9 protein-coding genes are annotated in these 10,404 nt (G+C 72.3%); all 9 read right to left on the reverse strand.

Going from position 1 to position 10,404, the window contains the following annotated elements; all coding sequences use genetic code 11:
- A partial coding sequence (locus A6R01_RS17715) for a GNAT family N-acetyltransferase (RefSeq protein WP_292608814.1) occupies positions 1-420 on the reverse strand: 420 nt, incomplete at its 3' end.
- A gap of 155 nt (positions 421-575) precedes the next feature.
- A complete protein-coding gene (locus tag A6R01_RS17720; protein WP_292608816.1) occupies positions 576-1,736 on the reverse strand; it encodes an acyl-CoA dehydrogenase family protein in 1,161 nt (386 codons plus the stop codon).
- Between the two features lie 48 nt (positions 1,737-1,784).
- Entirely contained in the window at positions 1,785-3,737 is a 1,953-nt protein-coding gene (locus A6R01_RS17725) for a biotin carboxylase N-terminal domain-containing protein (RefSeq protein WP_292608820.1), read from the reverse strand.
- Positions 3,734-5,332 (reverse strand): acyl-CoA carboxylase subunit beta, encoded by a 1,599-nt coding sequence (locus A6R01_RS17730; protein ID WP_292609082.1) that lies wholly within the window; start codon positions 5,330-5,332, stop codon positions 3,734-3,736. Before A6R01_RS17730 ends, A6R01_RS17725 begins: the two co-directional genes overlap by 4 nt.
- 59 nt (positions 5,333-5,391) lie before the next feature.
- Complete coding sequence (locus A6R01_RS17735; protein WP_292608823.1) at positions 5,392-5,877, reverse strand: SRPBCC family protein; 486 nt, start codon at positions 5,875-5,877, stop codon at positions 5,392-5,394.
- Complete coding sequence (locus A6R01_RS17740) at positions 5,874-7,058, reverse strand: acyl-CoA dehydrogenase family protein (RefSeq protein ID WP_292608825.1); 1,185 nt, start codon at positions 7,056-7,058, stop codon at positions 5,874-5,876. Before A6R01_RS17740 ends, A6R01_RS17735 begins: the two co-directional genes overlap by 4 nt.
- A complete protein-coding gene (locus A6R01_RS17745) occupies positions 7,055-8,824 on the reverse strand; it encodes an acyclic terpene utilization AtuA family protein (protein WP_292608828.1) in 1,770 nt (589 codons plus the stop codon). Before A6R01_RS17745 ends, A6R01_RS17740 begins: the two co-directional genes overlap by 4 nt.
- Positions 8,821-9,657, reverse strand: a complete 837-nt coding sequence (locus tag A6R01_RS17750; RefSeq protein WP_292608829.1) for a TIGR03084 family metal-binding protein — start codon at positions 9,655-9,657, stop codon at positions 8,821-8,823. The genes A6R01_RS17745 and A6R01_RS17750 overlap by 4 nt, the downstream gene beginning before the upstream one ends.
- Positions 9,657-10,286: a TetR/AcrR family transcriptional regulator gene (locus tag A6R01_RS17755; protein ID WP_366925128.1), complete on the reverse strand. Its 630-nt coding sequence runs from the start codon at positions 10,284-10,286 to the stop codon at positions 9,657-9,659. Before A6R01_RS17755 ends, A6R01_RS17750 begins: the two co-directional genes overlap by 1 nt.
- Positions 10,287-10,404: the final 118 nt, after the last annotated feature.

Below are 10,404 nucleotides of genomic sequence, written 5' to 3' on the forward strand. Positions count from 1 at the left end.
CCGTCGCGCCCCGGTGTCGACCGAGTCGACGTTGATCTGGATCTCCTCGCAGCCGCGCGTGGACAGCTCGGCGCGCATCGCGGCGACCAGCGCCGTGCCGGTCCCGCCACCGCGGCGGTCGGGCCGGACGTAGAGCTCGTCGAGGACGGCGACCGGCCCGTCGGCGTACACGCTGGGTCGGAGGGTGACCAGCGCGAAGCCGTACGCCGTCGGCCCGCCCGGCCCATCCTCCTCGGCCACCAGCGCGAACCCGGCCGGTCCGCCGATGAGCCGCGCGAACCGCGCCGCGACCTGCACCACCGGGTCGGTCGGGGTGTCGAACTCAGCGTTGAAGTCCCGCAGCAGACCGGCCAGCACCTCGGCGTCCCGCTCCTCCGCCACGCGCACCGGTGACCCGTCGGCGGGCACGTCCTCACTCATGCGCCCATCCTGCTGCCGGACCCGTGCGGAGACCATGGAGACCCGCGCCCGCGGGGCTCGTAGCCAGACGGACCGAACCGCCCCCACGCGGAGGCGGCAGGCGTGGGGCGCGCTCTGGGTCGACCGTTCGGTCCGTCTGGCTACGAGGTGGTGGATCAGTAGGACTTCGGCAGCCCCAACGAGTGCATCGAGACGAAGTTGAGGATCATCTCGCGGCTCACGGGGGCGATCCGGCCGACGCGGGTGGCGACGAGCAGCCCGGCGACGCCGTACTCCTGCGAGGCTCCGAAGCCACCGTGGGTCTGGACCGCGCGGTCGGCGGCGTCGCAGGCGGCCTCGGCGGAGGCGTACTTGGCCATGTTGGCGGCCTCACCGGCGGCGAACTCGTCACCCTCGTCGTAGAGCGCGGCGGCCTTCTGCGTCATCAGCCGGGCCATCTCGATCTCGATGTGGCTCTGCGCCAGCGGGTGCGCGATGGCCTGGTGACCGCCGATCGGGCCCTGGAAGACCTCGCGCTCCTTGGCGTAGGCGACCGCGCGGTCCAGGGCGAAGCGGGCGATGCCGGTGTTGAACGACGACGCCATGATCCGCTCGGGGTTGAGGCCGGCGAAGAGCTGCGCGAGGCCGCCGTTCTCGTCGCCGACCAGCGCGTCCGCGGGCAGCCGCACGTCATCGATGAAGACCTGGAACTGCTTCTCCGGGCTCACGATCTCCATCGGGATCGCGTTGAACTCGAAGCCCGGCGCGTCGGTGGGGACCACGAACAGGACCGGCTTCACCTTGCCCGTCTTCGCGTCCTCCGCACGCGCGACGACCAGCACGTTGCTGGCCTCGTCGACGCCGGAGATCCAGATCTTGCGGCCCTTGAGCACCCACCCGTCACCGTCGCGGCGCGCGGTGGTGGTGATGTTGTGGGTGTTGGTGCCGGCGTCGGGCTCGGTGATGGCGAACGCCATCGTCCCGGTGCCGTCGCAGATGCCCGGGAGCCACTTCTGCTTCTGGTCCTCGGTGCCGTACTTCGCGATGACCGTGCCGCAGATGGCGGGCGAGACGACCATCAGCAGCATCGGGCAGCCCTGCGCCGCGAGCTCCTCGCAGACCGCGGCGATGTCACCGATCCCGCCGCCGCCACCGCCGTACTCCTCGGGCACGTTGATGCCGAGGTAGCCCGCGCGCCCGAGCTCGAGCCACAGGTCCGTGGTCTTCTCACCCGAGCGGGCCTTCTCCGCGAAGTACTCGCGGCCGTACTTCGAGGCCAGCTTGGCGACCTGCTTGCGCAACTCCTGGCGCTCCTCGGTCTCGCTGAACGTGCTCATGCTTCTCCTTGGGTTACGGGGTTTCGAGACGGTCGCTGCGCGACCTCCTCAACCACCGGTGTTCTCCTCGACCACTGCCATGACCTCGCCCGCCGCGACCTGCGTCCCGGGCGCCACTTCGAGTCGGCTGACGACGCCGTCGGTCGGCGCGCTCACCGTGTGCTGCATCTTCATCGCCTCCAGCACCAGCACCGGGTCGCCTGCGGCGACCTGCTGGCCCTGCTCCACGAGCACCTTCACCACGCTGCCCGGCATCGGCGCGAGCAGCGATCCGCTCGCGACCTGCTCGGACGGGTCGAGGAACCGGGGCACCCGCACCAGCCGGCGGTAGCCCGACGGCGCGTCGACGTCGACGGTCTCGCGCCCCGGCAGGCCGGTGACGCGGCAGGCGTACGTCGTCGCGACACCGTCCCGCTCGATCGTGACCGCGTCCGGCGCCGCCGCGAGGACCACGACGCCCTCGGCGCTGTAGCCGTCCCGGCCGCCCCACCACTCGGCGGAGAGATCACCCTCGAACTCCGTACGCTGCGGCTGGCTCGGCACGTTGCGGAACGCCACCGGGATGCGCTGCTGGACCGTCCGCGCGGCCCGCTGCGTCTCGGCGATGGCGAGCGCGGCCGCGAGCGGGGCGTCGGAGTCGGCGTCCCGGGTCGGCGGTGCCCACTCGGTGAGGAACGCCGTGCTCACGCGGCCCGCCACGAAGTCGGGGTCGGTGAGGATCGCGACGAGCTGGTCCCGGTTGGTGACCAGGCCGTGGATGCGGGTACGCCGCAGCACCCCCGCCAGCTGGCGGCAGGCCTGCTCGCGCGACGGCGCGTGCACCATCACCTTGGCCAGCATCGCGTCGTAGAACGTCGACACCTCGCTGCCGGTCACGAAGCCCCCGTCGACCCGGACCCCGGGCTCGTCGGGGACCTCGAACGTCGTCAGGACGCCCGACTGCGGCTGGTAGTCCGCCGCCGGGTCCTCGGCGTAGAGGCGGACCTCGATCGCGTGGCCCTGGGGCCCGACGGGGTCTCGAGACGGTTGCAGAGCAACCTCCTCGACCGCCGGCCCGGAGCGGGCGCCGAGACCACGGCCCTCGGCGACGGCCAGCTGCATCTCGACCAGGTCCACGCCGTGCACCAGCTCGGTGACCGGGTGCTCGACCTGGAGCCGGGTGTTCATCTCCAGGAAGAAGAACCGGTCGGCGTCCTCGTCGTAGAGGAACTCCACGGTGCCGGCGCCGCGGTAGTCGATGGCCGCGGCAGCGGCGCGGGCGGCCTCGTGCAGCGCCTCGCGGGTCGCCTGCGGCAGCGCCGGCGCGGGCGCCTCCTCGACGACCTTCTGGTGGCGACGCTGGATCGAGCAGTCGCGCTCCCCCAGCACCAGGACGTCGCCCGCGCCGTCGCCGACGACCTGGACCTCGACGTGCCGGCCGCGCTCGACGTACGGCTCGACGAAGACGGTGCCGTCGCCGAACGCCGACGCCGCCTCCTCGCGCGCCCTCCTGATCTCGGTCTCGAGGTCGGCGAGCGCGCGGACGATGCGCATGCCGCGACCGCCGCCGCCCGCCGACGCCTTCACCAGGAGCGGCAGGTCGGCCTCGGTCGGTGACTCCGGCGCCTCCAGGATCGGGACGCCGGCTGACTTCATCAGCTCCTTGGCGCCGATCTTCGAGCCCATCGAGGTGATGGACGACGGGTCCGGGCCGACCCACGTCAGCCCGGCGTCGACGACGGCCTGGGCGAAGTCGGCGTTCTCGGACAGGAAGCCGTAGCCCGGGTGGATCGCGTCGGCCCCGGCCTTCCTCGCGGCCTCGATGGCCAGGTCGGCGCGCAGGTAGGTCTCGCCGGGCGTGTTGCCGGGCAGGCGTACGGCGGTGTCGGCCTCGGCCACGTAGGGCAGGCCCGCGTCGGCGTCGGAGTGGATCGCGACGGTCTCGATGCCCAGCCGGCGGCAGGTGCGGAACACGCGGCTGGCGATCTCGGCGCGGTTGGCGACCAGCAGTCTGTTGATCATGGCCGGAAGACTCCGAATCGGTCGGTGCCGACGATCGGCTTGTTGCGGATGACGGACAGGCAGATGCCGAGGATCGAGCGGGTGTCGCGCGGGTCGATGACGCCGTCGTCGTACAACATCCCCGAGAGGAAGAACGGCAGCGACTGCTCCTCGACCTGGGCCTCCACCATCTGCTTGATGCCGGCGAAGCCCTCGGCGTCGAACACCTCGCCCTTGGACTCCGCGGACTGCTTCGCGACGATCTCGAGGACGCCCGCGAGCTGCGCCGGCCCCATGACCGCGGACTTGGCCGAGGGCCAGGTGAACAGGAAGCGCGGGTCGTAGGCGCGGCCGTTCATGCCGTAGTTGCCGGCGCCGTAGGAGGCGCCCATGATCACGGTGAGGTGCGGCACCGTGGAGTTGGAGATCGCGTTGATCATCATCGCGCCGTGCTTGATGATCCCGCCCTGCTCGTACTCCTTGCCGACCATGTAGCCGGTCGTGTTGTGCAGGAACAGCAGCGGGGTGTCGGACTGGTTGGCCAGCTGGACGAACTGCGTGGCCTTCTGGGCCTCCTCGCTGAACAGCACGCCCTGGGCGTTGGCCAGGATGCCGACCGGCTGCCCGTGGATGCGCGCCCAGCCGGTGACCAGTGAGGTGCCGTAGAGCGGCTTGAACTCGTCGAAGGCCACCCCGTTGCGGGGGCTGACCCCGTCGACGACCCGCGCGATGACCTCGCGGGGGTCGAAGGGCTCCTTGAGGTCGGAGGGGATCAGGTCGAGCAGGCCTTCGGGATCGGCGTCGGGCTCGGCGTACGCCGGTGCGACCGCCGGGACGTCATACGTTGCGCTGGAGGGGACGTCCTGCCCGTATGACGTCCCACGCCGCTCCCGGTTGAGGCGGGCGATGATGCGACGACCGATCCGGATGGCGTCGCGCTCGTCCTCGGCGAGGTAGTCGGCCAGGCCGGAGACCCGGGCGTGCATCTCGGCGCCGCCGAGCGACTCGTCGTCGGACTCCTCACCGGTGGCCATCTTCACCAGCGGCGGACCGCCGAGGAAGACCTTGGCCTGCTCCTTCACCATCACGGTGTAGTCGCTCATGCCGGGCACGTAGGCGCCGCCCGCGGTGGAGTTGCCGAAGACCAGCGCGACCGTCGGCTCCTTGCGGGCGCTGGCCCGGGTGAGGTCGCGGAACAGCTTGCCGCCGGGGATGAAGATCTCCTTCTGCGTCGGCAGGTCCGCGCCGCCCGACTCCACCAGCGAGACCGTGGGCAGCCCGTTCTCCTGGGCGATCTGGGCGGCTCGGAAGATCTTCTTGACCGTCCACGGGTTCGAGGCGCCGCCCTTCACCGACGGGTCGTTGGCGCTGATCATCACCTCGACGCCCTCGACGACGCCGATGCCGGTGACGACGCTGGCGCCGACCGGGAAGTCCGAGCCCCACGCGGCCAGTGGGGACAGCTCGAGGAACGCGGTGCCCTCGTCGATGAGCAGCTCGATGCGCTCGCGGGGCAGCAGCTTGCCGCGGGCGTGGTGGCGGGCGACGGACTTCTCCCCGCCGCCGGCGATCGCCTTGGCCTGCTCGGCGTGCAGCGCGGCGATCTTCTCCAGCATCGCCTCGCGGTGGGTGGGCGCAGCGGCCTCCTCGGCCGCCGCCTCGGTGACGGTGTCGCTCACTTCTCCAGCACCGCCTTCATCCTCTCCAGCGTGGTGCGCATGCCCTTCTCGTTCGTCTTGCCGCGGGCCCAGCCCAGCAGCAGCCAGTAGACCCGCATCGGCAGCGCGGCCTCGAGGCGGAAGTACTCCGTCACCTTCGAGCCGCCCGCGCCGTCGGGCTCGATCCGGTAGCCCCAGTTGTTGAGCTGCACCGAGTCGGTGCCGACGGAGAACTCGAAGACCGCCGGGCCGTCGACTCCGGGCGGGTCACACACGGTGACCTTGCAGGGCGACCAGTACGTCGGCCCCACGCCGTTGCGCTTCACGTGCCCCGCGAAGTGCGCGCCGACCTCGGGACCGGTCGACCCGCGGGTCCACTTGCCCTCGAAGGTCTCCGGGGAGAACTCCCCGATCCGGGTCACGTCGGTGACCAGGTCCCACACCTGCTCGGGCGGGGCGGCGATGGTCACGGTGACCGATCCGGTGGGCTGTCCGATGCTCATGAGCGATCTCCTCGGGTGGGGGTGTAGCCGAGCAGCTTGGCCGCGAGGTCGGTGAGGACCTCGGTGGCGCCGCCGCCGATGGGCAGCAGCCGGGCGTCGCGGTAGTGCCGCTCCACCTCGGTGCCGTGCATGTAGCCGGTGCCGCCGTGCAGCTGCACGGCCTTGTCGCAGACGTACGTCGCGGTGTTGCAGGCGGTCTCCTTGGCCAGGCAGGCCTCGGCGATGACGTTCTCGCCGGCCACGTGACGCCGCGCGACCTCGCGGGTGTAGCTGCGCGCGACCTCGATCTGGCGGCGCATCTCGACCAGCGCGTGCCGCACCACCTGGTTGGCGACCAGCGGCTTGCCGAAGGTGTCGCGCTCCTGGCAGTACGCCGCGGTCAGGTCGAGCGCCCGCGCGGCGATGCCGTAGCCGTGCACGGCCAGCGCGATCCGCTCAACGACGAACTGCTCGGCGATCTGGTAGAAACCGGCGTTCTCCTGGCCGACGAGGTTCTGGACCGGCACCCGCACGTCGACGTATGACAGCTGGGCGGTGTCGGAGCAGTGCCAGCCCATCTTGGTCAGGGCGCGGTCGACGGTGAAGCCGGGCGTGCCCCTCTCGACCACCAGCAGGCTCACGCCCGCGTGCCCGGGGCCGCCGGTGCGCACCGCGGTGGTGACGAAGTCGGCGCGGGTGCCGGAGGTGATGAAGGTCTTGGCGCCGTTGACGACGTAGTGGTCACCGTCTCGTACGGCGGTGGTGCGGATGCCCGCGACGTCGGACCCGCCACCGGGCTCGGTGATGGCGAGCGAGCCGATCGTCTCCCCGGCCAGGGTCGGGCGCACGAAGCGGTCCACCAGGCTCGAGCCGCCCTCGTGCCCCTCGCCGCGCTCGGCGGCCGCGACCATGTGCGGCAGCGCGATCCCGGAGGTGAACAGACCGGCCAGCAGGCCGCTGGTGCCACCCTCGGAGAGGATGCCCTCCTGGCAGTCGACGGTGTCGAGCAGGTCGCCGCCCGAGCCGCCCACGGACTCGGGGAACCCAAGGCCGATCAGGCCCTGCTTGGCCGCGGCGGCGTGCAGCTCGCGCGGCAGCGAGCCGGCGTCCTCCCACTCCTGCAGGTGCGGGACGACCTCGCGCCGGGCGAACTCCGCCCCCAGCGTGAAGACGTCGCTGTCGTTGGTGATCGTGGTGGTCACATCAATCCCTCCTGGACGTGCACGCTGCGCGAGCGGATCCACTCCCCCAGGCCCTTGGCCTGCGGGTCGAAACGGGTAGACGCGGCCACCCCGTCGCCGAGCAGGCCCTTGATGACGACGTTGACGGCGCCGAGGTTGGGCAGGCAGTGCACCTCGATGGCGTCGTCGGGCAGGTCGGCCGCCTCGGGGACGAGCTCGCGCACCTTGCGCGGACTCATCACCTTGGCCAGCCAGGTCACCCGGGCGTCGTACTTCTCCGAGCCGTCGTGCGCGACCCACAGCCCGATGTTGGCGTCGCCGCCCTTGTCGCCCGAGCGCGCGTGCACGAACGTGCCCAGCGGCAGACGGCGGTTGAGGGTGTCCGGCGGCGCCGGGTAGGGGCTGGGGCGCAGGCCGAGCGTGTGGTCGACCTCGGTGGTCTCCTCGGGGTCCGGCACGACCTCGCGGGTGCCGTCGGGGAGCACGACGACGTGCTCGACCTCGCTGCGCTCGACGTACGCCACGCGGTAGACGCCGAAGGGCGTCGGCTGGCTCGGCGGGGTGGTCATCGTGAACCCCGGGTAGGAGCCCAGCGCGATCTCGACCAGCGGGCCGGTGAAGCCCTTGCCGCACGGCCCGGGCTCGGGGTCCTTGACCGTGCAGCGCAGCAGCGTGGACGCGGCCTCCTCGGTGTCGGCGTCGAGCTCGGGCAGCGACACCCGGCTCCACTCGACCTCGGCCGCGGTGAGCCGCGGGGAGACCTGCTCGCGCACCCAGTCGGCCTTGGCCTCGACGTCGAGACCGGTGAGCACGAGCTCCATGGAGTTGCGCCAGCCGCCGAGCTCGTTGACGCAGACCTTCAGCCGCGGCGGCGGCGCCTCGCCGACGACGCCGGAGATGCCGACCCGGTCGGGGCCGAGCTGCTCGAGCCGCACGGTGTCGAGGTGGGTGGTGACGTCGGGATTGAGGTAGCGCGTGGACTGGATCTCGTAGACCAGCTGCGCCGTGACGGTGTCGACGGTGACCGCGCCGCCGGTGCCGGCCTGCTTGGTGATGACGCTGGAGCCGTCGGCGTGCAGCTCGGCGACCGGGAAGCCGAGCGGCTTGCGGGGGTCCATGCCGGCCTTCATCAGCTGGCGGAAGCCGGAGAAGTTGCCGCCGGTGGCCTGGGTGCCGCACTCGATGACGTGGCCGGCGACGACCGCGCCCGCGAGCGCGTCGTGGTCGGCCGGGGTCCACCCGAAGTGCGAGGCGCCGGCGCCCACGACCAGCGCGGCGTCGGTGACCCGGCCCGTGACCACCACCTGCGCCCCCGCGTCGAGCGCGCGGGCGATGCCGAAGCCGCCGAGGTAGGCGTTGGCGGTGAGCGCACCGTCGAGGCCGAGCTCCGTGGCCCGCGGACGCAGGTCGTCGCCCTCGACGTGGGCGACGGCGACGTCGAGCCCGAGCCCGCTCGCGACCTCGCGGACCTTCGCCACCAGCCCCGCGGGGTTGAGCCCGCCGGCGTTGGTGGCGATCCGGATGCCCTTCTCCAGCGCCAGGCCGAGGCAGTCCTCGAGCTGGCGCAGGTGGGTCCGCGCGTACCCCAGCGAGGGGTCCTTCATCGTGTCCTTGCCGAGGATCAGCATGGTCAGCTCGGCGAGGTAGTCGCCGGTGATCACGTCGACCGGGCGGCCGTCCTCCTGGGCGCCCTCGACCAGCTCGCGCATCGCGGAGAGCCGGTCGCCGTAGAACCCGGAGCAGTTGCCGACCAACAGGTCCCGAGCGGGGCTCGTGGTCGCGCTCATCGCTTGTCCCGCCCCTCACCCGCGGGGCCGGCGAAGGCCTGGGCGATCGTCAGCCAGTGCTCGGCGTCGTCACCGACGGCCACCAGGTCGGTGTCGTCGCGGTGCACGCGCTGGGTGACCAGGCAGCAGAAGTCGTACGCCGACCCGCTGACCCGCTGCTCGGCGTCCTCGGGGCCCCAGGTCCAGCTCTCGCCCGAGGGCGCGGTCAGCTCGATGCGGAACGGCTCGGCCGGCGGTTCCTGCTGGTGCACGGAGTAGGCGAAGTCACGGGTGCGGACGCCGAGGTGCGCGACGTGCTTGATGCGGTCGGTGGGCAGCGGGCGACCGCCCTCCGCGGCCGGGTTGGCGACCGCGTCGTACACGTCCAGCGCGTGCGCCCAGGTCTCCATGAACCGCGCCGTGGCCATCGAGGCCGGCGACATCGGCGGCCCGAACCACGGCATCTTCGCGCCGGCCGGCACCGCCCGTAGCGCCTCGCCGAGCGCGGTGCGGCCGGCGTCCCAGCGGGCGAGCAGCTCCTCGATCGGCAGGGCCGCGAGCTCCTCGGCCCCGGCGTCGACGAACCCGTCGACGTCGGCCAGCGCGGCGGTCACGACGGCGTCCCAGTCGGCCTTGCCTGTCGGCCAGCGCTCGGCGTCGGTGGTGCGGGCGGCGAGCACGGCCTGCTCGTCGGTCCAGGCGAGGTGGGCGACCTGGTGGGCGATGGTCCACCCGGGTGCGGGGGTGCTGGTGCGCCAGTCGTCGGGCTCCAGCCCGGTCACCACCGCGCGCAGGGCGTCGCCCTCCGCGGTGAGGTCGGCGAGCAGGTCGTCGAGCAGCGAGCTGCTGGTCATCAGGGGGTCCTCCCGGTCAGCGTGGCGTCGAGGGTCAGGGCCCAGCGGTCGAGGATCGCCTCGCGCCGGCGCCGGTCGTCGGTGATGGTGTTGGCGAGGCCGAGGCCGCGCACCAGGTCGAGCGTGGCCTGCACGAGCTCGCGGGCACCAGGGGCGGTCTCGTCGACGCCGAGCAGCTCGACGGTCAGCCGGTGCACCTCGCGGCCGACCTTCTGCTCCAGCGGTCCGACCGCGGCCATCAGGTCGGCGTCGGTGCGTGCGGCGACCCACAGCTCGAGGGCGGCGGTGAAGACCGGTGAGGTGAAGTGGTCGCCGAGCAGGTCGAGCACCGCGCGGGTGCTGCGCGGGGTGGGGACGGCCGCAGCCGCGGCGGCCAGCTCGGCCCCCCGGACCTGGGTCAGGTGCTCGACGGCGGCGACGACCAGGTCGTTCTTGGTCGGGAAGTGGTGCAGCTGCGCGCCCCGGCTGACACCGGCCCGCTCACTGACCAGGGTCGTCGACGTACCGGAGAAGCCGCGCTCGACCAACAGCTCGACGGTCGCCTCGAGCAGACGCGCCCGCATCACGCGGCTGCGCTCCTCCTGGGGCACGCGGCGCTCCATGCGAGCAGCCCCCTGGCTCGTCGTCACCCGCGCAGCCCACCACGGGCACTAACAAACAGTCAACCCTGCTTTTTTCTTGCCGAGACGGCCGAGCCGGCACAAACTTCCGGAAGGACGCGCCGGCTCGGCACGGAGTGAGGGTCGA

Source organism: Nocardioides sp. REDSEA-S30_B4, assembly GCF_001627265.1.
In the GTDB taxonomy this organism is placed as follows: Bacteria; Actinomycetota; Actinomycetes; order Propionibacteriales; family Nocardioidaceae; genus Nocardioides.